The sequence below is a fragment of the Nonomuraea sp. H19 genome (assembly GCF_052068215.1).
GTDB lineage: Bacteria > Actinomycetota > Actinomycetes > Streptosporangiales > Streptosporangiaceae > Nonomuraea.
The window spans coordinates 1-21,403 of the sequence record NZ_JBQHCV010000039.1 but is presented as its reverse complement, the minus strand read 5'-3'; the positions used below and the strand labels follow the sequence as shown (position 1 = coordinate 21,403).

Genomic DNA, 21,403 nt, shown 5'->3' with positions numbered 1-21,403 from the left:
AGCGCCGGTTCCTGGCCCCGGTCAGAGCGCGCGGTGCATGATGTGCAGCCCGACATAGCCCTTTGCCGGGCGCCGAAAGCCCTCCGTCCATACGGGCGAACGTGTCCCGCGGGCTCACCTGAGTTGTGCGGCGAGCTCTTCCCATTGGCCCAGTGGCGGCTTGTCCGGTGTGGCCGTGAGCAGGTGAAGGCTGACGTGATCTGCACCGGCGTCGAGGTGATCACCGACCCGCCGCGCGATGTCGTCGGCGCCGCCGGTGGCCACCAGTGCTTCTACCAGCCGGTCGTCGAGGGACTCGGCGTTGTCGAATCCCAGGTCGCGCAGCAGCGTGAGCTGGTTGGGCAGGGCGGCGGCCGCGTGGGCGCGGGCCAGCCCGGCCGCGCGGGCGCGGGAGGGGTCGAGGACGACGAGCTGGGTGACGGCGAGCAGCGCCTGCGGCCCGAGCAGGTTTCTGGCGTGGCGGGTGTGCTCGACCGGCATGCCCAGAGGGTGGGCACCCAGAGCTCGTTCGGCGGCAAGCTTGAGCATCTTCGGGCCCAGCGCGGCCAGGACCCGAGGCGGTGCGGGGATCGGCGGGCCGAAGGGAGCGGCGTCCATCGCGTCCAGGTAGGCGCGCATGGTCGCCAGCGGCGGGCCGAAGCGGTGGCCGCGTACGTCGGTGACCAGAGCAGGGTGGCTTACCCCGAGCCCGAGCAGGAACCGCCCGGGGAATGCCTCCTCAAGGGTGCGTTGCGCCGCCGCGGTGGTGACGGCGTCGCGGGCGTAGATGCCGGCGACGCCGGTGGCGATGACGGTCCGGCGGGTGGCCGACAGCAGCAGCGCGGCCTGCGCCATGGCCTCGCGGCCGGTCGTCTCGGGAAACCACAGGGCCGGGTAACCGAGGTCCTCGACGGCGGCGGCTGCTTCGCGGAGGACGGGTGCGCGATAGCGGTCCATCTCGCCCGCCCAGATGCCGACCCGTCCGAGGTCAGGCGTGCTCACTGGTCCTGCTTCGCAGTGTCCTGTGTGGCCAGGAAGCCTGTGATCTGGGCCGCTCCGGTCCGCGCCAGCCAGGTGCGCAGATCCATCAGGCCGGGGTGCAGCGCGCGGGCGAAGGCGACATCGGCGCGCCAGCCACGTTCGTTGAGCCAGGTGTAGGCGAAGGCGAACTCCTTACCGGCCTTCGCGATCGCCTCGATCGGGATCTCCACGTACGGCAGCGGCCGGCCGACGGCCTCGGAGATGGCCGCGGCGATCTGCACCGGGGTCAACTCGTCCCCGGCCAGGTCCACCGCGCGGCCGATCCAGTCGCCCGGCTCGGCGAAGGCCAGGGCGGCGAAGAGGCCGAGGTCGTCGACGGCCATGATCTGCTGCGGTACGCCGGCCGCGAAAGCGGTGGCCACCGTACCGTCGCGCAGGTGGTAGGCGCCGGTGTAGTTCTCCATGAAGGAGACCGGCTGCAGGAAGGTCGCGGGCAGGCCCAGCCGGGTGATGTGCCGTTCGATCCGCCACTTGCTCACCACGTTCTGCGGCAGCTTCTCGGTGTCGTGGCGGCCCGCGCCGGCGACGGAGGTGTAGACCAGGTGCCGCACATCGGCGGCGTGTGCCGCGTCAGCGACGTTGCAACCCCAGCGGACCTCGTCATCGGCGGAAAAGCCGGGCGGGGTGCCGGGGGAGCCGACGGTGGGCTGCACGCTGAACAGGCCGTAGGCGCCCTCGGCCACGGCGATGAGTGAGGCGACGTCGTCCATCTCCGCACGGACAAGCTGTGCACCCGCCCGCGCGAGCGTTCGGGCCGCTGCGGCGTCCGGATCGCGGGTTACCGCTCGTACCCGCCAGCCGTCGGCGAGCAACTGCGTCGTCACGGCCCGGCCCTGCAGGCCGGTCGCCCCCATCACCACGATGGTCTTCACGATGTGTCTCCAGGTGGTAGGCATGCGGAGGCCGCCCCTTAAGTGGGGGACCCCTCCGGTTCTGAGTGAGTACGATATGGAGGGCCACCCCGTTTTGCAAGCTCGCCGGAGATCACATGCCGCAGGAAAGTGCGACGTCGCCCACACGACCGATGCGTGCGGACGCGCGCCGCAACTACGACCGCATCCTGGCCGCGGCCGCCGAAGCCATCGCCGAACACGGCGCCGAGGCATCCCTGGAAGAGATCGCCCGCCGCGCGGGCGTCGGCTCGGCCACGCTCCATCGGCACTTTCCCTCCCGGCAGCGGCTGCTGGAGGCCGTCTTCCGGGGCAAGGTCGAGGCCTTGCGCGCCGCCGCCGGCGACCTGGTCACCGAACCGGACCCGGGACATGCGCTGATGACCTGGCTCCGCGCCGTGGCCAGGCACGCCGTGTCCAACCGCGGCCTGGCCGCCTCACTGATGGGAGGCGCCCAAGACGGCGACCCCACTCTGGGCGACACCTGCCACACGATGATCGTGAACGCCGGAGAGGATCTGCTGACCCGCGCCCGCCAGGCGAGCGCCGTACGACCCGACGTCTCGATCAGGGACCTGCTCAAGCTCGTCAACGCCATCTCCCTGGCCGCCGAGCAAGAACCCGACGGCGTGGCCGAGGCCGACCGGCTGCTCAACCTCGCGCTGGCCGGAGTGCGCCCGGCGAGTCGCGCCTCCTGCTCCCATGAGGCGCCGTGGCCGGCCGACTCCTCCGCCGGCTGAGGTGCTGGCCATGGAGGGCGGGCCAGGCCGCGGGATCATCACGGCCCACCGCGCCCGCCGTCAGAGCGAGCCCGCGTGGTCAGGTGCGGCAGAGCTGGGCGCGCAAGGTCTCGCCGGCCCACCGCTCCCAGCGCTCGCGCGACCAGCCGCGCTCGCGGACGAACAGCAGGTACAGCTCAGGGCTGAGCAGGCCGTACAGCAGGTCCGCCATCTCCTCCACTGACATGTCCGCGCGCGCGCCCGGCTTGCCGGCGAGCGCCTTGGCCGCGTTCTGCTGGACGACGTAACGCGGGTCGACGTCGTATGGCCACAGGGCGGCGACTTCGGGATCGCTCGCGGCCGCCGCCTGCAGCACCCTGCCGATCGGCGCGACCCGCTCCAGCACCGAGGTCGTGCCCGCGACATAGGCATGCAGCATGTCCTGGGCCGTGCCAGCGGCCAGCGCGGCGGTGTACCACGGCCGGTCCATCGTGGCCACCGGCTCGTCGTCACCGGCGATCGTGACGTCGACCAGTTCCTTCAGCAGGGCGCGCTTGTTGCCGAAGACGAAGTAGATCGTCTGCACCGCGACTCCGGCCTTGTCCGCGACGTCCTGCAGGTTCGTCGCGCCGTATCCGGCCTGCAAGAACAGCTCTAGCGCCGCCTGCAGGATGCGGCGGCGGGTCTCTTGTGCCTTCTGTGCCCGCTTGCTCGTCCGCTTGACATCACTCATGGCTAGAGTCTATCTCTAGATTCACTCACTAGAAGTCAACTCTAGAGAACAGGTACAGTCATGTCTGTCATCACCGTCACCCGCTTCCAGATCGATCCCGCAGACGCCGGACAGCTCCGGACCCGGCACGCCGCCCTGGTCTCCGCGATCAGAGCCGCGCTGCCCGGACTCACCGAGGCGCGCCTCGGCCGGCTCGACGACGAGACCTGGGTCGGCATCTGGCGCTGGGATTGCGCCGCCAGCCTGCAAGCGGCCCGCCAGGCCGTACCGGGCAACGCCGAGGCCGCCGCGGCCTTCGCGCTGACCCGCGAGGCCACCGTGGACGACATCGAGATCCTCGATGAGGACTGACCGCTCTCTCCGGCCCCGGAACCCCGGGGCCGGGCTTCCCCCCGACCAAGGAAACGACATGATCGAAATCGAGGCGTTGACCAAGGTGTACGGCACGGCGCAGGTCCGAGCGGTCGACGAGGTGTCGCTGCGCGTGCCCGCCGGATCGGTCTTCGGCTTCCTGGGACCCAACGGCGCCGGCAAGACCAGCACCATCAAGATGATGGCCGGCCTGCTGACCCCCACCTCGGGCCAGGTCCGGCTGGGCGGCTTCGACGTGGCCCGCCAGCGTTCGGCCGCCATGGCGCAGTTCGGCGCCGTGCTGGAAGGCTCGCGCAACGTCTACTGGAGCCTGTCCGCCTGGCAGAACCTGATGTACTTCGGCCGTCTCAAAGGCATGCGCAAGGCCCAGATCAAGGAGCGCGCCCGCGATCTGCTGACCGGCCTCGGCCTGTGGGAGCGGCGCGACGACAAGGTCGGCGGCTTCTCGCGCGGCATGCAGCAGAAGGTCGCGATCGCCGCCGCGCTGATCGCCGACCCGCCGATCGTGCTGCTGGACGAGCCGACGCTCGGCCTGGACGTCGAGGCCACCCGCACGGTCAAGAGGTGGATCGCCGAACTGGCCCGCGAGCTGGGCACCACCATCCTGCTCACCACCCATCAGCTGGACGTGGTCCAGGAGCTGTGCGACCGGGTGGCGGTCATGCGCCAGGGCCGGCTCGTGGCCGACCTGCCCACGCGTGAGCTGCTGGCGACCTTCCGCGAACGCGACAGGTACGAGATCCGCGTCGAAGGAGCGGCGCCGCCCGGGTTCGACGCCCTGACCAGTGAGGGCGTGAGCACCATCAGCGTACGAGTGAGCGATCCGATCGAGGTGTACGACGTGGTCGAGCGCCTGCGCGCCCAAGGAGTCGTCATGGAGTCGCTGACTCAGGTCCAGCCGGACCTGGAAGACGTGTTCCTCGCCCTGGTGAACGAGCCGTCCCATGCTTGACGTCCTGGGCGCGGAGATCGGCAAGGGCCTGCGCATTCAGCTGGCCCACCCCACCGGCCACATCATCACACTGTTGATCAGCACCATGATGTACCTCGGCCTGCAGTTCGTGATGGGCCAGGGGCAGTTACGCGCGGACCTGCTGCCGCAGACCCTGATCGCGATCGGCGGCTACTGGTTCCTGCAGTACGCCGCACTGGTGATGGTGGCCGACCTCATCGAGGAGAAACGCGCCGGCACCTTCGCCCAAGCGCAGATGACGCCGGCGCCGGCCTGGCTCCCGATGCTCGGCCGGCTGATCACCGCCTCGGTGTTCGGACTGGCGGTGGCCGCCGTGGCCGCTCTGGTCCCGATGCTGGTGGCCGGAATCACGATCCCGCTGCGCTGGGCGGCGGTCCTGCCTGCCCTGCTGGTGGGGGCCAACGCGCTGGCCTTCACCTTCCTGCTGGCCGCACTCGCCCTGCGCTCCCCGATGATCGGCGCCCTGCAGTCGCTGTTCACCTCGCTGGTGTTGCTGCTCAACGGTTCGTTCCTGCCGCTGTCGTTCTATCCGGACTGGCTGGCCGTACTGGCCAGGCTGCTGCCGACCACGCTGGGCGTCGAGGCGATCACCCAGACGCTGTTCGAAGACCGGACCCTGGCCGCGATCTGGACCGGCGGCACCCTGCCCTGGCTGATCGCCCACACGCTCGCGCTCACAGTCGTCAGCGGTCTGCTCTTCGTCCGCAACCACCGCCGAGCCCTGCAGGAGTCGTCATGACCTTCGCCCGCGGCTTCGCCGCAGAAGTCCGCAAGGGCCTGCTCAGCCTCCTCGCCGGATGGCGCGAAGCCCTGCTGCAGATGATCACGTTCCCGCTGTTCTACCTGCTCATCGTGCTGTTCATGGGGCGGGGGCAGCTCCGTGCCGAACTCCTGCTGCCGATACTGCTCGGCATGGTGGCGCTGACGTTCATCCACGAGCAGGTCAACCGCGTGTTCTGGAGCTATCTGGGTGACATCCAATCCGGTGTGCTGGAACAGACCTATCTCACCCCGCTGCCCTCGGCCGCGCTCATCCTCGGCCGGCAGGTCGCCGCCGTGATCGCGGCGCTGCCCACGGCGCTGGCCGTCCTGGCCACCGGCGCCACCGCCATCGTCCTGCAAGGCGGACGGCTGCCCTTCGACGCGCAGGTGATCGTGCCCCTGACCGCCATCGTGCTCGGCACCTGCGGGCTGGCCCTCATCCTGTGCGGACTCACTCTGGTGTTCAAGCGCATCGAGATCATCACGCAGTTGTCCGTGGCCGTCTACGCCATCGCCGGCGGCACCCTGGTCCCGCTGGCCGCCATGCCCGACCCGATCGCCTTCCTCAGCCGGCTGCTGGTCCCCGTCGCGCCCGGTGTCGAGGCCATGCGCGACATCCTGCTCGGTGGCCACTCCCTGGCCGCCCTCCCGACCGGCTGGGGTCTTGGCTGGCTGCTCATCCAGCCGGTGCTCATCGCGGCCGCCGGGGTGATCGTCTTCACCCGACTCGAACACCTCGCCAAACACCGCGGCACCCTCGGCCGCTACTAGAAACGAAGAACAGGATGGGCGATGCGCAATCGGCACCGCCCACCTGGACCACCGAGTCATGCGCGGCTACTACCGCCGGAGTCATTGACCGGCGTTCCCATTCCCTCCCTCTCAACGATGAGGAACACCCAGACCATGAACGTGTTGTTGTGGATCCTGCAGGCGGTGCTGGCGACGATGTTCGCCGCACTGGGGGTGATGAAGTCCACCCAGCCCAAGGAGAAGCTCGAACCCAAGCTGCCCTGGACGGCCGACTTCTCGGCCGGCACCGTCCGCTTCATCGGACTCGCCGAGCTGGCCGGCGCGCTCGGGCTCATCCTGCCCGCCGCCACCGGCATCGCCGCGATCCTCACCCCGCTGGCGGCGACCGGCCTGGCGCTGGTCATGGTGCCGGCCGCATTGACTCACGTGCGACGCAAAGAGTCCGCGGCGATCGCGGTCAACGCTGTGCTGTTCATCGCAGCGGCCGTCATCGCCTGGGGCCGCTTCGGCCCCTACGCCTTGTGAGGTATCCCTCGACCGACCCTGCCCGACGCGGGCAGGGTCTGACGAGCGGCCCCACGCCCGTCTACCCGTGGTCGTCGGCCTGGCACACCGTCAACCGCCACCCCGACCTCGGCGAACTCCGGGATTACCTGGACAACGTGCCCACGCCGGTCCTCCTGTCCAGCACCCGGATTCGGTTTCCCGCCCGCTCGGCCGGACGGGAAGCTTGGCCTGCTATCCGCCGATGTGTGGTGCGCGTGCGGCGGCGGAACCGTCCCGGATCACCTCACCGGTGAGGTTGCCGTTGGCTCCCGAGCCCAGGAAGACGATGAGGTTGGCCACATCGTCGGCGTTGGAGAGCCTGCGGGTGGGCGTGGCGGCGGCGAGGGCGTCGGTGACGAACGCCGGAATGTCCGGGCGGCTGTCGGTCAGGGTGAGGCCCGGCGCCACGACGTTGACCAGGATCCCGTCCCGTCCGCCGTTCCAGGCGAGGCTGCGGGCGAGCCCGTACAGGCCGGATTTGGCGGTGCCGTAGGGGCCCGGCCCGGGCAGGCCCTCCTCTGCGACGCTCGAAGAGATCAGCACGATGCGGCCCCAGCCCCTGGAGCGCATGCTGGGCAGGACCGCGCGGACCGTGGCCGCCGTTCCGACGAGGTTGGCATTGATCATCGCGTCCCACTCCTGCAGTGGCACGTCCTCGAACCGGAGGCTGGGGTCGGGCGGGCCGTCGCCGCCCCAGCGCACAGCATTGGCGACGAGGACGTCGATCCCGCCCCAGCGCTCGACGACGCTCGCGACGGCCTGATCAATGGTCGGCAGATCTTCGAGGTCGAGCCGGACGACGTGCGCCTGTCCGCCGGACGCCTCGACATCCGCGGCCACCTTCTCGGCGCGCTCCGGGTTGTTCCGAAAGGTGATCGCCACCTGAGCGCCTTCGCGCCCGTAAGCGCGGGCGGTCGCGGCTCCTATCCCGGTCGACGCGCCGGTGACCAGGACCACGCGGCCGTTGAGATCTGTGTTCATCGTGTGGTTTTCCTCTTGTCTTCGCTGAAAGGGTGGAGAGTCATGCCGAGGAACGCGTCCCGGCGCGCACTCGGGTGGCCAGGGTGTGCACCGCGTCGAGCGCCGCGGCGTGGGAGGCCTCATGCTGCTCGCGGAACTGAGCGAGGAAAGGCATGACCGCGGCGTGCGTGAGCTCGGCATGGACGAACTCCACATCGTCCAGTCCGAGCACGGAGAAGTACGCGCGCAGGTAGGGCTCCTGGAAGTCGAACTGCTCACGGGGCGTGCCCGGCCCGTAGCCCCCGCCCCGCGCGCTCAGCACCACGGCGGACTTTCCCTTGAGCGGCAGCCAGGGCAGGGTCACGCGGTCGATCCACGCTTTGAGCGCGGCGGGCACTGAGAAGTTGTACATCGGAACGCCCAGGAGCAGGACGTCCGCCGCGAGCAGCTGCTCCACCAGGGGGCGGGTGGCTGCCCAGCTCCTGGCCAGTTCGAGGGTGGCAGCGGCAACTTCGTCCATGGCCTCGATGTCGCGCACCCCGTTCATGGAGGAACGGGTGGCGAGTTGGACCCGCTCCTCGTCGATGGGTGGAACCGGGTCCGCCACCAGGTCGCGGTAGGTATAGATCCCATGGGGATGGGTCGCGCGCCAGTCGGCCACGAAAGCCTCGCCGAGCTTGCGCGAAAACGAGTCGGTGCGTCCGCTCGCGTCCAGATGCAGAAGATGCGTCACAAGGTTGCCTCACAATCAAGATGATCTGGATTCCAGATCAATATAGACCAAGATGGTTGTGAGTCAAGAACATCTAGGCTTGCTATCATGCCGCTATGGCCGTCTCTCCCGCCTCCGAAGGCTCGCCCGGCAGCTGGTTGCACCAGGACCTGCACTGGCTGTTCGCCCGGCTGAAGCAAGGCCTCGCCACGGCGGAGGCCGCGGTGGTGCGGGAGCACGGGATGACCCTGTGGGGCTACACGGTGCTGATGGCAATCGTGGAAGCCCCCGCCCGTACCCAACTCGCCCTCGCCCAGGCCGTGTCGGTCGACAAGAGCAAACTGGTCATCATCCTCGACGAGCTGGAAAACGCCGGCCTGGTCAGCCGCCGGCCGGACCCCGCCGACCGCAGGGCCCGCATCATCGAGGTCACCGCCCAAGGAAGCCGCGCTCTCAAAGCCGCCCGCAGTGACATCGAGGCGATCGAGGACCGACTCCTGACCGGCCTCGCCCCCTCGGAACGGACCACCCTGAAGAGCGCGCTGCGGCATCTCGTCGGCGACCCCATCGCGAGAGTCGAGGACGGTCGGCCGCACGAAACCGCCTGCGCCCCCGACCAGGCCTGACCCCATAAGGGGGCAGACCAAGTACGCCTTAAAGGGGCAGTGGGCTGGCGGCGAGACTCGCGGATCAGGAGATATGACGCTCCGCGTGGTTTGAGCACTCACATGACAGGTTTCACCGACAAGGCCGCGCTGATCATCGGCGGCACGAGCGGCATGGGACTGGCCACCGCACACCGCCTCATCGCCGAAGGCGCCCACGTGATCGTCACTGGGCGCACCCAGCAGTGTGTGGACCAGGCCACCGCGATGCTCGGCCCGCGCGCCCTCGGCGTGGGGCGGACACAGCTGACTTCGATCACACCGACGACGTGAACTTCAAAGGCGTGTTCATCGCGATCCAGAAGGCGCTGCCCCTGATCGCGGACAACGGCTCCATCGTCCTCAACGCCTCCTGGACCCTGTACGGCGAGGGCGACGTGGCGGGGTGGGCAAGCGTCAGCGCGTTGCACGCTCTGACATGGTCGTGATGTTCGTGTTCAGGCCGGTGTCCGGGGTGTAGTCGTAGAGCCAGGCGGTGGCCTTCTCATAGAAGAGGGGCATGAAGACGCGCATCACGGCGGCTTGCAGGCGCCGCCTTACGGGACCGGCCTTCTTGGCGCCGCGGTTGTCCTCGGCGGTGCCGAGGAGTTTGATGATGCGAGGCCGCCGCTCGGCGTCGTAGTGGGCGAGGGCGTCGGGGATGCTGGGGCCGGCCTGCAGCGCTCCGGCCAGGACGAGGGCGTCTTCGATGGCGATGGAGGCGCCTTGACCGGCGCCCACCGGGTGGGCGGCGTCGCCGATGAGGACGATCCGGCTGCTGTGCCAGGTGGGGATCGGATCGACCGCATGCATGATCACGGCCGGATGCAGGTGGGTGGTGGCCGCGATGACCGCTGACGGGACCGCCTCGCGTCGGTACAGCTCGCTGGTGCGCCGCAGCCATTCGGTGTCGGTGACGCCGTGGCGGTCCGGTTCGGTCGGGTCGGCGATCTGCGCCGACCACCACACCTCTCCATCGCGCGCCGCGAGGTGGATGAAGGCACCGTTGCGGGCGAAGGTCATATTGAACACGCCGGGCTCGACGTCGATGCCGTGGGAGACGCCGGAGATGGCGTAAAGACCGGCGTACTCCGGCCGCGGCGCGGCAGGGTCCAGCGCGCCGCGCACGGTGGACCAGATGCCGTCGGCGGCTACGAGCAGGTCTGCGGTGGCGCGGTGGCCGCTGAGGAACCGGGCGGTGAGGCCGGTGGCCGTCTCGGCGACGTCGGTCAAGCGTTCGCCGGTGACAATCGTCGCGCCCGCCTCCGATGCCGCGGTGCGCAGGGCCTCCACGAGCCCGCCCCGCATCAGGGTGGCGCTGTGCAGCGTGTCGCGGCCGCGCCGGCCACGCGGAACGTCGGCGAGCAGCGTCCCGGACGCCGACCACATGCGCTGGCGGGGCACGTCGACCCCGCGGCGCTGGACCTCAGCCAGACAGCCCAGCGTCTCCAGACCGCGCAGCCCGTTCGTGGCGAGGCTGACGAACGAGCCGACGTCGCCGGCCGGGTTCGCGTACGCCTCGTACACGGTGACCTCTGCGCCGATGCGGCGCAGAGCGAGTGCGGCAGCGGCTCCGGCGACGCCCCCACCGATCACGATGATGCGCATACCAACTCCCTGAATATGCATTCACTGAATCTGAATTCGGTGAAAGTATGTCCGGTATGATTGCCGAGGTCAACCCGTAGGGCGGAAAGGCGCAGCGACCATGGGGGAGAGCACGGCCCGCCGGCGGGGCGCGACGACGTCAGGCGTACGCAAGGCGAAGGCGGCCGAGACCAAGGCGGCGCTGCTGGATGCCGCCCGGCGGGTGTTCACCGAGCGCGGCTACCTCAACACCAAGATCACTGACATCACGGCGGCGGCGGGACGGGCCACCGGCTCGTTCTATGAGCACTTCGCCAGCAAAGAAGAATTGCTTCAGGCCCTTTTGGGCGACATGGAGGCAGACGCCGACGAAGAGGTGGCGCTCACCGGTCACCCGCACGACCACGACCTGACCGACCGCCGCCAGCTACGTGACCACCTGCGGATCGTCTGGACCATGTTCCGCGACCATCGGCCCGCCATGGTGGCGCTCTTCCAGGCCCGGATCGCCGCCGATCCCGGCTCCGGGCAGGCCTGGCGCAGCATCGTCGACGATACCGCCGTTTTCCGGCAGCATCTGGAGTACCTGCGCGATCGCGGGCATCAGTTGCCCGGCGAACCTGAACTGATCGCGGCGGCGATGGGCGCCATGCTCTCCACGCTGGGCTACGCGATGCTCGCCGGCGACGATTCCATCGACGACGACCGCGTCATCGACACCCTCACCGACCTCCTGCTGTACGGGCTGACCGGGCCGCGAGCGAGCGCATCCACCTCCTGATCGCGGGGCGCGCCGCTATCCGATCCTGCCGGCGTTGGTGGCCCAGTCCGCGCGCCCCGGATACTGCGGTATCAGGGCCCTGCCGCGTCACCGGTGCGGCACCTGCCACCGGGTGTCGAGCCGGCCGTGCCGCATTCGGCCTACCAAGCGGACGTGCAGCGTCTCCGGCGTGTTGTCGCCCGCGTCCCTGCTGATCGCCACCATGCTGTGCCGTACCGACAGCTCGTTGGCGTTCACCACCATGCCCGGCGCGAGGATCAGCTCCACGTTGCCGCCGTTCACCCGCAGCTCGATGACCAGTTCGGGTGCGGTGCGCACCGCGCTGGTCAGATCCAGCATCACCTCGCACCACGCGGTGCGCAGCGCCAGTCGGTGCGGCAGTGTCCACCGGCCGTCACGGCGCACCGAGCCGTGCCGCTCCTTGATGGTGAGCAGTTCGGCGGCCGGCTCGGCCGGCGTCCCGGCGAGCGTCAGCGTGAGTGCGCCGTCGCTGCCTGGCGCCGCCATCAGGTCGGTGATGAGCGGGGTCAGCGCGTCGATGGTGCGGGCGGCCAGCGCCGCGTCCAGCCGCTCGTCGAACTCGACCGGGTCGAGCCGGCCGTCGGCGACGGCGGCGCGCAGCAGTTCGATGATCCTGTCGCGGTCCGCGTCGGACGCGCGCAGCGCGGGTGAGCTGGGCGGATCTGCCGGCATCCCGGCCTCCTCCGTGGTGAGGTGGTGGCACCGTGCCACCGAAATCGCTGACTGATCGGTCTAAGGAGACAGCTACCTAGGCGATTCTGCGGCGGTAGGTGTTCATGGCGAAGGCGTAGGCGACGATGAGGATGCCGACGCACCAGGCGAGGGCGATCCACTGACCTGCGGGTAGTTCGCAAGAAACGCCTCGGCGAACTCCACCGGGTCATCCCCGGACGACGTCGCGGAGCGGGGTTCCGTCCGCCGCGCTCTGCTCGAACAGATCGGCGAGATCCTCCAGCATCGCCGGCGCCGGCAGGCTGTTCGCCTTCCCCGGCCCGAAGTACTGCAGGCACCGCTGCAGCGCATTGATCGCCGTGTGATAGGTGGCGGGAAGCCGCTGCACGCGCGCCTTGCGCGGCGGCCCCTCCGACCCGGATGGAGCCCGAGGCGGTCTTCGCAGTGAGCGCGCCGTGCGCGTGGTCGACGACGATGTCGCCGCTGGCCGAGTTCACCCGCAGGTCGCCGGTGGCCTCGCCGATTCGGGGGTATCCGCCGGAGTCTTGATGACCCCGCAGGCGCCGATCGCGCGGACGCGGACCTCGCCGCTGCCGATGTGGAGGTCGACCGGGGCGCGCCGATGAGCGGCCAGAGGCCAGATTGGCAGTCCAACCGTGCTCTGCTGTAGCGGGCGCGGCCTCGGAGGGGGTGTTGCAGCACCCTCCCGGGGGCCCGTGCAACCGGACGGCGCCTACTCGCAGAAGACACGCAAGTAGCCGTCGGGCTGGTCCATCTCCACGCTCACCTCGTCGAGGTGCTCCACGAGCGCTTCGAGGTGTTCGGGCTTGAGCTGCGTCAGGTCGAACGGCACACCCGACTTGCTCAGCTCGGCGTTGGCCCGCTCCAGTGCCTGCGGCGGGATCAGGGCCGCCAGCTGTACGCCGGCCCGCAGCAGTTGCAGCGGTACTCGCACGTTGAGCCGCCCCGACTCGTCGCCGTCCTCGACGAACTCCATCATCACCCGCAGGTACTTCGCCTTGCCCTTCGGCCGGGCGGCGGGACTGGCCGCCGTCGGCGGCTGGGCTCGTTCGAGCGCGGTGATGAGCCGCTCCGCCTCCTCTGCGGTGATCTTGCCCTCGGCCAGCATGCCGAGGACGTCCTTGCGCTGTTCGTTCATCGCGACCTCTCCTATCGGATGGCTACGAGCACAGCCGTACGGCTGAACTCGATGTCGAACCGGGTACCGGACAACGCGCAGACGATGCGCCAGCCGGTGCCCAGTGCCCGCACCACGCTGATGCCGTACATGAGGCAGGCCACGACCCCCGCCAGGACGGCCAGGATCACGACCGGTGAGAGCACGAGCACGGCAGGGAGTACCGGGACCCAGACCCGGATCCGACGACGGTCCGGGCGTTTGACCCCTACGGTCAGCAACTGCGGTATCACGTGCGCCCCTCCAACTCGGACAACGCCTGGTGTGCGGTGATCTCGCCGCGGCGCAACCGATCGATGACCTCGGCCGGCGGTGGCGCCGGATCGGTCTCGACAAAGTCGAGCATCTGCGTGATCCGGTTCAGTCGCGATTTGATCGTCGGGTAGCTCACCCCGAAGATCCGTTCCATCTGCTTGATGGAGCCGTGGCACCGCACGAACGCCGTGACGAAGACCTGATCCTCGACGTTGAGCTGAGCCAGTTGCGGCAGCTCGAACTCGCCCTCGATCGCGATGCCGTTGCCTGCCAGGCGCACCCGCTCGACGACGAACGGCTGGCCCCGGGTCAGGTTCGTGAGTTCCTGCCAGTCCATCGCCCGATCTGTCATATTTAAAGTTATATCTGCAGTATCTTCAACTTTCAAGAAGTTGATCTTAAGTTTCTTGAAGCCGCACTTCCTTCGGGCTCCTTGCTGGTCCGCCACCCCGCCCCACCCCGCCGCTTCCGCTGGCGCCGCTCGACTCGCACAAGCCGCTCATCCGGGCCCCACGCGCGTAAGGAGTGATCCCACCTGGCCCATGGCGGCGGCGCCCATGTCATCGGCCAGGTCCAGCGTGAAGGGATAGGCCCTTGAGCAGCCACCAATCGGCCAGTGACGATAGCGAGCCGGCACGCGCTGCGATGCGGGTGGCAGGTGCCGCCCTCACGCAGTCGTCCCCTGACGTCAGGGAAAGTTCGGATGAGGTCCGTGCGCGAACCGCACGGTGACGGACAAGCCGCCTTCGGGGCGTGCGCTGGTGGTGAGGATGGCGTGGTGAGCTTGGGCGACGGCATTGACGATGGCGAGGCCGAGGCCGTAGCCGTCGTGGCGGCCGTGACGTTCAGGCGCCAGCTTCTGGAAGGGTTGAAAGAGGCGCTGGATCTGGTTGCCGGGGATGACTGGCCCGCTGTTGGTGACCGTAAGGGCCACCTGCGTGCCGGAGGTCTGCGTGGTGACCTCCACGTGCCCGTCTGCGTGGTTGTGGCGGATGGCGTTGTCAATGAGGTTGGCGACGAGGCTTTCGATCAGTCTCGGGTCCCCGGCCGTCACTGCGGGCGTCAGGCGTTCGGCGAGGTGAATGCCTGTCTCCGTTGCTTGGTCGCGGCGGGAGGCGAGCACTCCTTCGACGAGGTGGGCGAGGTCGAGGGTGTCCCAGCGGGTGACGCCGCGCTCGCTGGTGGCCAGAGCGAGCAGTGCTTGGACGAGCCGCTCCTGGTATCCGCCCAGAGCGAGGGCCTCCTGGCAGGCCGAGCGCAGGGTGTCGGTGTCGGCATCGGGGTCGGCGAGGGCGACTTCAAGGAGGGTGCGCAGGCCGGCGAGAGGGGTGCGCAGCTCGTGGGAGGCGTTGGCGACGAAGTGGCGTTGGGCGTCGAAGGCGGCTTGCAGGCGGGCGAACAGGTCGTCGAGGGTGTGGCCGAGCTCGGTCAGCTCGTCCGTGGGCTCGCCGAGATCAAGGCGCCGGTGGAGGTTTCCGGCGGAGATGATTTGGGCGGTGGCGGTGATGGCGCGCAGCGGTTGCAGGAACCGGCCGGCGACGTACCAGCCCAGAGCCAGGGCTACGGGAATCAGAAGGACCAGGGCGACGGCGGATCCCGTGAGGAGTTGGGGCAGGCTGATCCCGGGCCCGGTTTCGGTGATCGTGCTCGATGAGGGGCCGCCTTTGGGTGTGGCCGCGTGGATGCTGGTGAGCGGGACGGCGACGAATACGAGCACCAAGACCCCGGCGGTGTAGATGCCCGCCGCGTAGGCGAGCGCGAGCCGCGTCTGCAGGGACCTTCTGGCGAGCTTCTGGGGGGTCATGACGGTCCGATGCGGTAGCCGCCTTCGCGGATGGTCTCGATCACCGGCGGGTCGCCGAGCTTGGCCCGCAACCGGTGCACGGTGTGCTTGACGGCGCTGCTGAAGGGGTCGGCGGCCTCGTCCCAGACGCGTTCGAGCAGTTCCTCGGCGGAGATGACCAGGCCGGGTACGGCGAGCAGGCATTCGAGCAGGGCGAATTCCCTGGGGCTCAGGTCAAGGCGCCGGCCGGCCCGGAACGCGATACGGCGGGCCGGATCGAGGGTGATGTCCCCGCATGCCAGGGTGGGCGGTAACGGCGGGGTGGCGCGGCGGGCCAGGGCGCGGACGCGGGCGACCAGCTCGGCGAACGCGAACGGCTTGGGCAGGTAGTCGTCGGCGCCGAGGCTGAGCCCGTCGACGCGGTCCTCGATCGTGCCGGAGGCGGTGAGCATCAGTACGCGGGTCTCGCAACGGCCGTGGGCGAGTTGCCGGCAGATCTCGTCTCCGTGGACGCCGGGCAGGTCGCGGTCGAGGATCACCACGTCGTAGCGGGTGGCGGCCAGGCGGTCGAGGGCGGCGGTTCCGTCCAGGACGACGTCGACGGCCATGCCCTCGCGGCGCAGCCCGGTTCCGATGGAGCGCGCGAGGATTTCGAAGTCCTCGACGACGAGGACCCTCACCGCCACTCACCGTCGGTGGTCGTACGGGCGCGGGGCCGAGGTGTCATGCGTCAACGATGGCAGATCCCAGGTCTCAGCCGGGTCGCAGCGGCTGCGACCGTGCTGGAACCGGGTGCCTCGTACAACCGTCGGCATGAATCCATTCACGCCTCACCGATCCAGCCAACGGGTCGAGCAGGGCGGTTTCCCCCAGGTGCTGCGCGCGGAGTGGACCAAGTTCCGCACCGTGCGGGGCTGGGTGCTCGCCATGGCGGCCTCCGTGCTGGTCACCGTGTCGCTCGGACTGCTGATCGCCGGCGGTGCCCACAGCGCCTGCGTGACCGGGAAGGGCGAGGGTCCCTGCCCCGCGCCTTTGGTGGGTCCCGATGGAACGGCGGTGAACGACAGGTACTACTTCGTGCACCAGCCGCTCAAGGGGAACGGCAGCATCACCGCCCGCGTGTCGGACATGACCGGACAGATCCGGCTGCCGGACGTCGTACCCGGGGTGCGCAATGTCAAGGAGGGGGTGGTGCCGTGGGCGAAGGCCGGACTCCTGGTCAGGCAGAGCCTCAAGCAGGGCACACCGTATGCCGCCGTCATGCTCACCGGAGCCCACGGCGTGCGGATGCAGTACAACTACATCCACGACGTGCCCGGCGGTCCTCACAATGGCCCGCAGTGGCTGCGGCTGACCAGGTCGGGCGACACCATCACCGGCTACGAGTCAGACGACGGCAAGACATGGACCGAGGTCGGCACGGTCAAGCTGACCGGGCTGCCGGAGACGGTCGAGATCGGGCTGTTCGCCACCTCACCAGGCGTCTTGTGGGAGATGGCGCAAGCCTTCGCCCAGGCCACCGCCACCTTCGACCAGATCAAGCTGCAGGGCGCGAGCGGTTCGTGGCGGCGTGACGACGTCGGCGTCGTCATGGAGTCCGACGGCAAGACACCGCATCATCCCGGCGGGGTCGTCGAGTCCGGTGACAAGCTCCTCGTTACCGGGGTCGGTGACATCGGGCCCGCCACGGTGGATGGCGGTCTGCGCGCTGACCTCATGCTGATCGGCGGGGCCGTGGGGCTGATCCCGGTGCTCGTGGCGGCGGTCATGTTCTTCACCGCGGAACACCGGCGGGGGCTGATCGGGACCGGTCTGCCGGCCGAGCCGCATCCAGCGCGGCTGCTGGCGGCCAAGGCCGCGGTGGTCGGCGCGGTCGCGTTCGTGACGGGGCTGGTGACCTCGGGGGTCGTGGTCCCTGCCGGCCTGGCGATGTTGCGGGCCAATCAGAACCCGATTCAGCCGATCACCCTGGGTACCGAGCTGCGGGTGATCGTCGGCTACGCGGCGCTGACCGCGGCTGCCGCCGTGCTGGCTCTGGGCCTCGCCGCGCTGGTCAAGCGGGGCATCGTCGCCATCGGGCTGGCCATCGCGCTGGTCGTCGTGCCTTACCTGCTGGCGACCGCGGGTCTGGTGCCATGGCTGCTGATGATCACCCCTGCCGCCGGGTTCGCGATCACGCAGAGTGTCCCCACGTTCGCGCATGTGGACGTGGACCAGTCACTTCTCGGGGGCTATTACCCGCTCCCGCCATGGGCAGGTTTGACCGTGACCTGCGGATATGCCGCCCTCGCCCTCGGCGCGGCGATAGCCATACACCGCAGGAAAACTGCACTTCAGGCTCCGCTCACTTAAAGGTACAGAAAGCCGGTCCGCAGGATAGGCCGTCGCCGACGCGTACGATGATCATGCTGCGCCGTGGATGGGAGCCGTCATGGGACATGTGCTGGTGACCGGAGCCACCGGCGGAATCGGGGTCGCGCTGGTCGGCGCGCTGGTGGAGGCCGGGCATCGGGTGACTGCCGTGGGGCGCGACGTCGGCCGGCTGAACGTGCGGGGGATCGAGGTGGATCTCGCCGAGCCCGGAACATTGGCCGCCGCTATGGCGGCGGAGGCGGGGGAGTTGGGGGAGGTGCAGGCGCTGGTGCATTGCGCGGGAATCTCCCCCGTCGCGGCCGCCGCCGACGCCGGCCCCGAGACGTGGCGGCGGACGCTGGCGGTGAACGTGGCCTCCGCCGCCGAGCTGGTACGACTCACGCTGCCCGCGTTGCGGCGGTCCCGAGGCCATGTGGTCTTCGTCAACGCCGCACCCGGGATGTCCGGCGTCGCCCGTTGGTCGGCGTTTCGTCGCCAGCAAGGCGGCACTGCGGGAGTTAGCCGATTCGCTGCGCGAGGAGGAGGCGGCGCAGGGGGTGCGCGTCACCACGGTCTATCCGGGCCCGACGGCGACGGACCTGCTGGGCGAAGTGAGGAGCACCTTCGGCCGCCCGCATGACCCCGAGCTCTGCATCCGGCCGCAGACACTCGCTGCGATGATCGTCTGGGTGCTGAGCGCACCCGTCGACATCGGCGAGGGCTCCGCGCGCCATGGCAATGGCCAGGGTTCACACTAAGCCTGTTCGTCCAGCTCATCGAGCGCGCGCGATGGCGCCGCCCGCTCGATGACCACGACCGGGATCTCCCGCGCCGCCTTTCGCTGATAGCCCGTGTAGTGCGGCCAGATCCCGGCCATGATCTCCCACATGCGGGGTCGCTCATCGCTGGTCGCCGGTCGGGCCACCGCGTCGAACACGTCGGCGCCGACCTGTACCCGGACCCGCGGCTGGCTGAGCAGGTTGTGGAACCAGAGCGGATGGTCGGCGGCGCCGCCGTTCGAGGCGACCACCAGATAGCGCTCGCCGTCGCGGCCGTAGATAAGTGCGGTACGGCGGGGCAGCCCTGAGCGGCGGCCGGTGGTGGTGATCAGCAGAGTGGGCGCGCCGTGGAAGAGGTGGCCATGGGCGCCGCCGGACTCGACGTATTTCTTAACGTGGTCGGCTACCCACGTGGTCGGGCTGTCGATGGGCTCGTGACTCAACGGGCCGCTCCGCCCGCGCGGCGGTCGGCCCAGTCCCGAGCCTTGGCGAACCAGCCGGACGCGGTGCGGTGCACGTTGAGCACGTGTCCGGTGCCAGGGACCACGATGGCCTCCAGTTTCGCGCGGGGGCCGTAGAAGGGGGCCTTCTGGGCACGTAGCGCGGCGGATGAGCGGGTCGGGATGCGCAGCCGGTCATGTTCACAGGTGGCGGTGGCGGCGTTGGCGGCTTGTGGGGGTGGGGTGAGGGTGAGGAGGAGTGCTGCTGCTGCGGTACGGAGGGGCATGGAGCTCCTTCGGAGAGGGTAACCAAATTTGGGTACCCAAATTTGGTTATCGAACTATGAGGCACGTGCCCGCCCACCGTCAAACCGGCGGCCGGCCGGTCAGGCCGGCTCCTCACCCCGTTCCAGCCGTACGATCAAGCCCTGCGTCCAGGCCGCGTCGCCCGCCACCTGCTTCGCGCGCAGGTCGAACAGCCCCGCCAGGTGTTGCGGCCGCGTTCCCTCGCGCATCGCGGCCACGATCCGCGCCTCCTCGTCCTCCAAGGCGCGCAACCGCTCCTTGAGCAGCGCGATCGTTTCCTCCTTCGGCAGCGCCGGCAGCAGCGCCAGGGCCGCGCCGAACACTTCCGGACGCCGGTCGGGCACCTTCAACGCGGTCCTGAGCAGCCGCAGGAACTCCGCCTCGCCCTTGTCGTTGATGGCGTAGTCGACGCGGCCGGGCCACTCGTGCACCTCGGTGACGTCCACCAGCCCGTCCTTGGCCAGTTGACGCAGGGCGTGGTAGATCGATCCCGACCTGAGGCCGGCCCATCGCTCGGCCTCCCACGACTCCAGTTCGGCGCCCACCAGATAGCCGTGTGCTTGGCCGAGCAGCCGTACAACGCCGAGGACCAGCAGTCGCGTCGCCGACATCGTCTCCCTCACTCGCCGAACGCGGCCCCCACTGCGTGACCGCACGCCCCGACCTTAGGCTAGACGGGGGACCAACCCCTCGGTTCAGCCCTGGCGACCTCGAGGACGCGCATGCCCGTGGCGCCGTGGTGTTCGACGGTCCAGCCTGCGGCGCCCCAGTCGTCGGGAGTCTCGTTCTCTCGCTGAATATTGTCGGCGAATGGCAGGCGCAGGCACTCGCAGTCGAGCGGGGACGAAGCAGTGCCGGACAGGTGGTCCTGGTGCCGGATGGGGCCTCAACGCCGCGTGTGGCGGATCTTCAACCGTCCTAACCCCATGGTCCCAGAGATCCGGATCATCGGCCCGCCGGGGCGGGAGCGTCGCCGGGGCTTGTAGAGCGGGGCCTTCCACCCGGTGCGCAGATCCTCGACGTCGACGGCCGCGTCGCGAGGCACCGTGATCTTGGCCCTGCCGGTGCCGAGTTGCAACTCGATGTCCACTACCGGATGCTCGATGACCGCCCGGGACAGGTCCAGGTGCACCCTTCCGAGTGCGGACTCGACCTTGAGGATCCGAGGTACCCGCCATGCGCCGCGCCGCTGGATCAGTCCGCTGACGGCGGCAATCGTGGACGTGGTGCCCGCATTCTCCTCCGGGAGCGAGGCCAGAGCCGGCACGAGTTCGCTGTGCGTCTTGGCGGTGAGCACCTGGTGGAGGCGTTCGTCCAGCTCCTCGTGCGAGATGTGCCCTTCGGTGTACGCCTCCTGCAGGCGCTGCACGGCCGTGTCGCGGTCGTCTTCGCTGATCAGTGGCGGCACGATCGGTTCCCCCTAGTCCCTCTACTGGGTACTTTGTACGCGATGATGGGTGGCCAGATTAAGTTACTGGGTATCACGTACGCAACTGAGGGGGTGAAACGGTGACCGACGCCGAGTACGTGAGCATCTGGATGCGGCCCGAGCGCCCGGCCCGCGGGCCGAAGCCGGCTCAACCCGACAACCGGGAGATGCTCGCTCTGGTCAGCGGGAAGGGCTGAGCGACGAAACTCCCGCGATCAAGCACTCACTCAATATCTGGTACGTGGACCCGCTGTGCCGGGGTCGTGCTCGGCCGGGGACGCTCGGGCGTACCGGGACGCGACGGGCCGCCTGGCCATCGAACAGCCAACGGCGCGAGCCGAGCTGGAAGCCGGAAGACGACGAACCGCGACGCGTCCTGTCCGAGTCGCTCACGGCCGGGAAACGCCGTGGTAGTGCGGCAGGTCGAGCGGTGGCACCGGGAAGCCGCTGGCCGTCGGCTCGTTGGACAGTTCCTCGAACTCGGTCTCCACCTGTTCCTTCTTGACCTCCTTGCGCCGCTGGTTGACGGTGTCGAACCGCATCCAGACGGCCAGCGCGCCGATCACGATGATCACGCCGAGCCCGATGCCCAGCGTCTTGTCGCCGTCGTTGACCACCACATTGCGCACTGCGGCCACCAGCAGGATCCACGCCAGGTTGACCGGAATCAGCACCTTCCAGCCCAGAGACATGAGCTGGTCGTAGCGGACGCGGGG

The 21,403-nt window shown here is 69.3% G+C and carries 31 protein-coding genes; 13 read left to right on the top strand and 18 right to left on the bottom strand.

Annotated features, from left to right (window positions below; genetic code table 11):
* Positions 1-114: 114 nt before the first annotated feature.
* Together ACTMTI_RS50245 and ACTMTI_RS50240 are read right to left on the bottom strand one after the other, a co-directional pair.
* Positions 115-981, bottom strand: coding sequence for a TIGR03620 family F420-dependent LLM class oxidoreductase (locus tag ACTMTI_RS50245; RefSeq protein WP_441128003.1), 867 nt, complete (start codon positions 979-981; stop codon positions 115-117).
* Entirely contained in the window at positions 978-1,892 is a 915-nt protein-coding gene (locus tag ACTMTI_RS50240; RefSeq protein WP_441128002.1) for an NmrA family NAD(P)-binding protein, read from the bottom strand. The genes ACTMTI_RS50245 and ACTMTI_RS50240 overlap by 4 nt, the downstream gene beginning before the upstream one ends.
* 152 nt (positions 1,893-2,044) lie before the next feature.
* On the opposite strand from ACTMTI_RS50240, the gene ACTMTI_RS50235 reads away from it, so the two are divergent.
* Positions 2,045-2,650, top strand: a complete 606-nt coding sequence (locus tag ACTMTI_RS50235; protein ID WP_441128001.1) for a TetR/AcrR family transcriptional regulator — start codon at positions 2,045-2,047, stop codon at positions 2,648-2,650.
* A gap of 79 nt (positions 2,651-2,729) precedes the next feature.
* Here the strand turns inward: ACTMTI_RS50235 and ACTMTI_RS50230 are convergent, their stop codons facing one another.
* Complete coding sequence (locus tag ACTMTI_RS50230; RefSeq protein ID WP_441128000.1) at positions 2,730-3,362, bottom strand: TetR/AcrR family transcriptional regulator; 633 nt, start codon at positions 3,360-3,362, stop codon at positions 2,730-2,732.
* Between the two features lie 60 nt (positions 3,363-3,422).
* On the opposite strand from ACTMTI_RS50230, the gene ACTMTI_RS50225 reads away from it, so the two are divergent.
* The 5 genes from ACTMTI_RS50225 to ACTMTI_RS50205 all read left to right on the top strand — a co-directional run bounded on the left by ACTMTI_RS50225 (position 3,423) and on the right by ACTMTI_RS50205 (position 6,747).
* Entirely contained in the window at positions 3,423-3,713 is a 291-nt protein-coding gene (locus ACTMTI_RS50225; protein WP_441127999.1) for a hypothetical protein, read from the top strand.
* Positions 3,714-3,771: 58 nt separating this feature from the next.
* Complete coding sequence (locus tag ACTMTI_RS50220) at positions 3,772-4,686, top strand: ATP-binding cassette domain-containing protein (RefSeq protein ID WP_441127998.1); 915 nt, start codon at positions 3,772-3,774, stop codon at positions 4,684-4,686.
* The gene (locus ACTMTI_RS50215; RefSeq protein WP_441127997.1) at positions 4,679-5,446 is read left to right on the top strand and encodes an ABC transporter permease; all 768 of its coding nucleotides are present in this window, start codon (positions 4,679-4,681) and stop codon (positions 5,444-5,446) included. The genes ACTMTI_RS50220 and ACTMTI_RS50215 overlap by 8 nt, the downstream gene beginning before the upstream one ends.
* The gene (locus ACTMTI_RS50210; RefSeq protein ID WP_441127996.1) at positions 5,443-6,240 is read left to right on the top strand and encodes an ABC transporter permease; all 798 of its coding nucleotides are present in this window, start codon (positions 5,443-5,445) and stop codon (positions 6,238-6,240) included. Before ACTMTI_RS50215 ends, ACTMTI_RS50210 begins: the two co-directional genes overlap by 4 nt.
* 117 nt (positions 6,241-6,357) lie before the next feature.
* Positions 6,358-6,747 carry a DoxX family protein gene (locus ACTMTI_RS50205; RefSeq protein WP_441127995.1) on the top strand — a complete coding sequence of 130 codons (390 nt, stop codon included), beginning with the start codon at positions 6,358-6,360 and terminating at the stop codon, positions 6,745-6,747.
* A 213-nt stretch (positions 6,748-6,960) separates the two neighbouring features.
* Here ACTMTI_RS50205 and ACTMTI_RS50200 read toward each other — a convergent pair whose 3' ends face one another.
* Together ACTMTI_RS50200 and ACTMTI_RS50195 are read right to left on the bottom strand one after the other, a co-directional pair.
* Positions 6,961-7,749, bottom strand: a complete 789-nt coding sequence (locus ACTMTI_RS50200; protein WP_441127994.1) for an SDR family NAD(P)-dependent oxidoreductase — start codon at positions 7,747-7,749, stop codon at positions 6,961-6,963.
* A 40-nt stretch (positions 7,750-7,789) separates the two neighbouring features.
* Positions 7,790-8,461, bottom strand: coding sequence for an FMN-dependent NADH-azoreductase (locus ACTMTI_RS50195; protein WP_441127993.1), 672 nt, complete (start codon positions 8,459-8,461; stop codon positions 7,790-7,792).
* 95 nt (positions 8,462-8,556) lie between these two features.
* On the opposite strand from ACTMTI_RS50195, the gene ACTMTI_RS50190 reads away from it, so the two are divergent.
* The 3 genes from ACTMTI_RS50190 to ACTMTI_RS50180 all read left to right on the top strand — a co-directional run bounded on the left by ACTMTI_RS50190 (position 8,557) and on the right by ACTMTI_RS50180 (position 9,533).
* The gene (locus ACTMTI_RS50190) at positions 8,557-9,066 is read left to right on the top strand and encodes a MarR family winged helix-turn-helix transcriptional regulator (RefSeq protein ID WP_441127992.1); all 510 of its coding nucleotides are present in this window, start codon (positions 8,557-8,559) and stop codon (positions 9,064-9,066) included.
* A gap of 102 nt (positions 9,067-9,168) precedes the next feature.
* On the top strand, positions 9,169-9,378 hold the full coding sequence (locus ACTMTI_RS50185) for an SDR family NAD(P)-dependent oxidoreductase (protein ID WP_441127991.1): 210 nt from the start codon (positions 9,169-9,171) through the stop codon (positions 9,376-9,378).
* Positions 9,375-9,533 carry a hypothetical protein gene (locus tag ACTMTI_RS50180; protein WP_441127990.1) on the top strand — a complete coding sequence of 53 codons (159 nt, stop codon included), beginning with the start codon at positions 9,375-9,377 and terminating at the stop codon, positions 9,531-9,533. The genes ACTMTI_RS50185 and ACTMTI_RS50180 overlap by 4 nt, the downstream gene beginning before the upstream one ends.
* Here the strand turns inward: ACTMTI_RS50180 and ACTMTI_RS50175 are convergent.
* Positions 9,502-10,692 carry an FAD-dependent oxidoreductase gene (locus ACTMTI_RS50175; RefSeq protein WP_441127989.1) on the bottom strand — a complete coding sequence of 397 codons (1,191 nt, stop codon included), beginning with the start codon at positions 10,690-10,692 and terminating at the stop codon, positions 9,502-9,504. The genes ACTMTI_RS50180 and ACTMTI_RS50175 overlap by 32 nt on opposite strands.
* A gap of 100 nt (positions 10,693-10,792) precedes the next feature.
* Between ACTMTI_RS50175 and ACTMTI_RS50170 the strand changes: the two genes are divergently transcribed.
* The gene (locus ACTMTI_RS50170) at positions 10,793-11,452 is read left to right on the top strand and encodes a TetR/AcrR family transcriptional regulator (RefSeq protein ID WP_441127988.1); all 660 of its coding nucleotides are present in this window, start codon (positions 10,793-10,795) and stop codon (positions 11,450-11,452) included.
* Between the two features lie 87 nt (positions 11,453-11,539).
* On the opposite strand, the gene ACTMTI_RS50165 is transcribed toward ACTMTI_RS50170, so the two are convergent.
* From ACTMTI_RS50165 to ACTMTI_RS50135, 7 genes are all read right to left on the bottom strand, one after another.
* Positions 11,540-12,145: a DUF1707 SHOCT-like domain-containing protein gene (locus tag ACTMTI_RS50165; protein WP_441127987.1), complete on the bottom strand. Its 606-nt coding sequence runs from the start codon at positions 12,143-12,145 to the stop codon at positions 11,540-11,542.
* Between the two features lie 208 nt (positions 12,146-12,353).
* Positions 12,354-12,533: a hypothetical protein gene (locus ACTMTI_RS50160; protein ID WP_441127986.1), complete on the bottom strand. Its 180-nt coding sequence runs from the start codon at positions 12,531-12,533 to the stop codon at positions 12,354-12,356.
* A 345-nt stretch (positions 12,534-12,878) separates the two neighbouring features.
* A complete protein-coding gene (locus ACTMTI_RS50155; protein ID WP_441127985.1) occupies positions 12,879-13,304 on the bottom strand; it encodes an SHOCT-like domain-containing protein in 426 nt (141 codons plus the stop codon).
* A gap of 11 nt (positions 13,305-13,315) precedes the next feature.
* Entirely contained in the window at positions 13,316-13,495 is a 180-nt protein-coding gene (locus tag ACTMTI_RS50150) for a hypothetical protein (RefSeq protein WP_441127984.1), read from the bottom strand.
* 77 nt (positions 13,496-13,572) lie between these two features.
* Positions 13,573-13,935: a DUF2089 domain-containing protein gene (locus tag ACTMTI_RS50145; RefSeq protein ID WP_441127983.1), complete on the bottom strand. Its 363-nt coding sequence runs from the start codon at positions 13,933-13,935 to the stop codon at positions 13,573-13,575.
* A gap of 351 nt (positions 13,936-14,286) precedes the next feature.
* Positions 14,287-15,402 (bottom strand): sensor histidine kinase, encoded by a 1,116-nt coding sequence (locus tag ACTMTI_RS50140; RefSeq protein WP_441127982.1) that lies wholly within the window; start codon positions 15,400-15,402, stop codon positions 14,287-14,289.
* Positions 15,399-16,061, bottom strand: coding sequence for a response regulator transcription factor (locus ACTMTI_RS50135; protein ID WP_441127981.1), 663 nt, complete (start codon positions 16,059-16,061; stop codon positions 15,399-15,401). Before ACTMTI_RS50135 ends, ACTMTI_RS50140 begins: the two co-directional genes overlap by 4 nt.
* 133 nt (positions 16,062-16,194) lie before the next feature.
* Between ACTMTI_RS50135 and ACTMTI_RS50130 the strand changes: the two genes are divergently transcribed.
* From ACTMTI_RS50130 to ACTMTI_RS50120, 3 genes are all read left to right on the top strand, one after another.
* Complete coding sequence (locus tag ACTMTI_RS50130; RefSeq protein WP_441127980.1) at positions 16,195-17,733, top strand: hypothetical protein; 1,539 nt, start codon at positions 16,195-16,197, stop codon at positions 17,731-17,733.
* Positions 17,734-17,812: 79 nt separating this feature from the next.
* Complete coding sequence (locus tag ACTMTI_RS50125) at positions 17,813-18,373, top strand: SDR family NAD(P)-dependent oxidoreductase (RefSeq protein WP_441127979.1); 561 nt, start codon at positions 17,813-17,815, stop codon at positions 18,371-18,373.
* Positions 18,264-18,491 carry a hypothetical protein gene (locus tag ACTMTI_RS50120; protein ID WP_441128062.1) on the top strand — a complete coding sequence of 76 codons (228 nt, stop codon included), beginning with the start codon at positions 18,264-18,266 and terminating at the stop codon, positions 18,489-18,491. The genes ACTMTI_RS50125 and ACTMTI_RS50120 overlap by 110 nt, the downstream gene beginning before the upstream one ends.
* Here the strand turns inward: ACTMTI_RS50120 and ACTMTI_RS50115 are convergent.
* From ACTMTI_RS50115 to ACTMTI_RS50095, 5 genes are all read right to left on the bottom strand, one after another.
* Positions 18,488-18,955, bottom strand: a complete 468-nt coding sequence (locus tag ACTMTI_RS50115) for a nitroreductase family deazaflavin-dependent oxidoreductase (protein ID WP_441127978.1) — start codon at positions 18,953-18,955, stop codon at positions 18,488-18,490. The genes ACTMTI_RS50120 and ACTMTI_RS50115 overlap by 4 nt on opposite strands.
* Entirely contained in the window at positions 18,952-19,239 is a 288-nt protein-coding gene (locus ACTMTI_RS50110; RefSeq protein ID WP_441127977.1) for a hypothetical protein, read from the bottom strand. Before ACTMTI_RS50110 ends, ACTMTI_RS50115 begins: the two co-directional genes overlap by 4 nt.
* Positions 19,240-19,338: 99 nt before the next feature.
* The gene (locus ACTMTI_RS50105; RefSeq protein ID WP_441127976.1) at positions 19,339-19,869 is read right to left on the bottom strand and encodes a PadR family transcriptional regulator; all 531 of its coding nucleotides are present in this window, start codon (positions 19,867-19,869) and stop codon (positions 19,339-19,341) included.
* A gap of 275 nt (positions 19,870-20,144) precedes the next feature.
* Positions 20,145-20,666 (bottom strand): DUF1707 SHOCT-like domain-containing protein, encoded by a 522-nt coding sequence (locus ACTMTI_RS50100; protein WP_441127975.1) that lies wholly within the window; start codon positions 20,664-20,666, stop codon positions 20,145-20,147.
* A 410-nt stretch (positions 20,667-21,076) separates the two neighbouring features.
* Positions 21,077-21,403, bottom strand: a 327-nt coding sequence (locus ACTMTI_RS50095) for an NADH-quinone oxidoreductase subunit H (RefSeq protein WP_441127974.1), incomplete at its 5' end; no start/stop codon positions are given.

What these genes read in the sequence shown, in the direction of transcription:
- ACTMTI_RS50235 (WP_441128001.1), top strand. Translation starts at nt 2,045, where the DNA reads ATGCGTGCGGACGCGCGCCGCAACTACGACCGCATCCTGGCCGCGGCC.
- ACTMTI_RS50230 (WP_441128000.1), bottom strand. Translation starts at nt 3,362, where the DNA reads ATGAGTGATGTCAAGCGGACGAGCAAGCGGGCACAGAAGGCACAAGAG.
- ACTMTI_RS50225 (WP_441127999.1), top strand. Translation starts at nt 3,423, where the DNA reads ATGTCTGTCATCACCGTCACCCGCTTCCAGATCGATCCCGCAGACGCC.
- ACTMTI_RS50220 (WP_441127998.1), top strand. Translation starts at nt 3,772, where the DNA reads ATGATCGAAATCGAGGCGTTGACCAAGGTGTACGGCACGGCGCAGGTC.
- ACTMTI_RS50215 (WP_441127997.1), top strand. Translation starts at nt 4,679, where the DNA reads ATGCTTGACGTCCTGGGCGCGGAGATCGGCAAGGGCCTGCGCATTCAG.
- ACTMTI_RS50210 (WP_441127996.1), top strand. Translation starts at nt 5,443, where the DNA reads ATGACCTTCGCCCGCGGCTTCGCCGCAGAAGTCCGCAAGGGCCTGCTC.
- ACTMTI_RS50205 (WP_441127995.1), top strand. Translation starts at nt 6,358, where the DNA reads ATGAGGAACACCCAGACCATGAACGTGTTGTTGTGGATCCTGCAGGCG.
- ACTMTI_RS50200 (WP_441127994.1), bottom strand. Translation starts at nt 7,749, where the DNA reads ATGAACACAGATCTCAACGGCCGCGTGGTCCTGGTCACCGGCGCGTCG.
- ACTMTI_RS50190 (WP_441127992.1), top strand. Translation starts at nt 8,557, where the DNA reads ATGGCCGTCTCTCCCGCCTCCGAAGGCTCGCCCGGCAGCTGGTTGCAC.
- ACTMTI_RS50185 (WP_441127991.1), top strand. Translation starts at nt 9,169, where the DNA reads ATGACAGGTTTCACCGACAAGGCCGCGCTGATCATCGGCGGCACGAGC.
- ACTMTI_RS50175 (WP_441127989.1), bottom strand. Translation starts at nt 10,692, where the DNA reads ATGCGCATCATCGTGATCGGTGGGGGCGTCGCCGGAGCCGCTGCCGCA.
- ACTMTI_RS50170 (WP_441127988.1), top strand. Translation starts at nt 10,793, where the DNA reads ATGGGGGAGAGCACGGCCCGCCGGCGGGGCGCGACGACGTCAGGCGTA.
- ACTMTI_RS50165 (WP_441127987.1), bottom strand. Translation starts at nt 12,145, where the DNA reads ATGCCGGCAGATCCGCCCAGCTCACCCGCGCTGCGCGCGTCCGACGCG.
- ACTMTI_RS50155 (WP_441127985.1), bottom strand. Translation starts at nt 13,304, where the DNA reads ATGAACGAACAGCGCAAGGACGTCCTCGGCATGCTGGCCGAGGGCAAG.
- ACTMTI_RS50145 (WP_441127983.1), bottom strand. Translation starts at nt 13,935, where the DNA reads ATGGACTGGCAGGAACTCACGAACCTGACCCGGGGCCAGCCGTTCGTC.
- ACTMTI_RS50140 (WP_441127982.1), bottom strand. Translation starts at nt 15,402, where the DNA reads ATGACCCCCCAGAAGCTCGCCAGAAGGTCCCTGCAGACGCGGCTCGCG.
- ACTMTI_RS50130 (WP_441127980.1), top strand. Translation starts at nt 16,195, where the DNA reads ATGAATCCATTCACGCCTCACCGATCCAGCCAACGGGTCGAGCAGGGC.
- ACTMTI_RS50125 (WP_441127979.1), top strand. Translation starts at nt 17,813, where the DNA reads ATGGGACATGTGCTGGTGACCGGAGCCACCGGCGGAATCGGGGTCGCG.
- ACTMTI_RS50110 (WP_441127977.1), bottom strand. Translation starts at nt 19,239, where the DNA reads ATGCCCCTCCGTACCGCAGCAGCAGCACTCCTCCTCACCCTCACCCCA.
- ACTMTI_RS50105 (WP_441127976.1), bottom strand. Translation starts at nt 19,869, where the DNA reads ATGTCGGCGACGCGACTGCTGGTCCTCGGCGTTGTACGGCTGCTCGGC.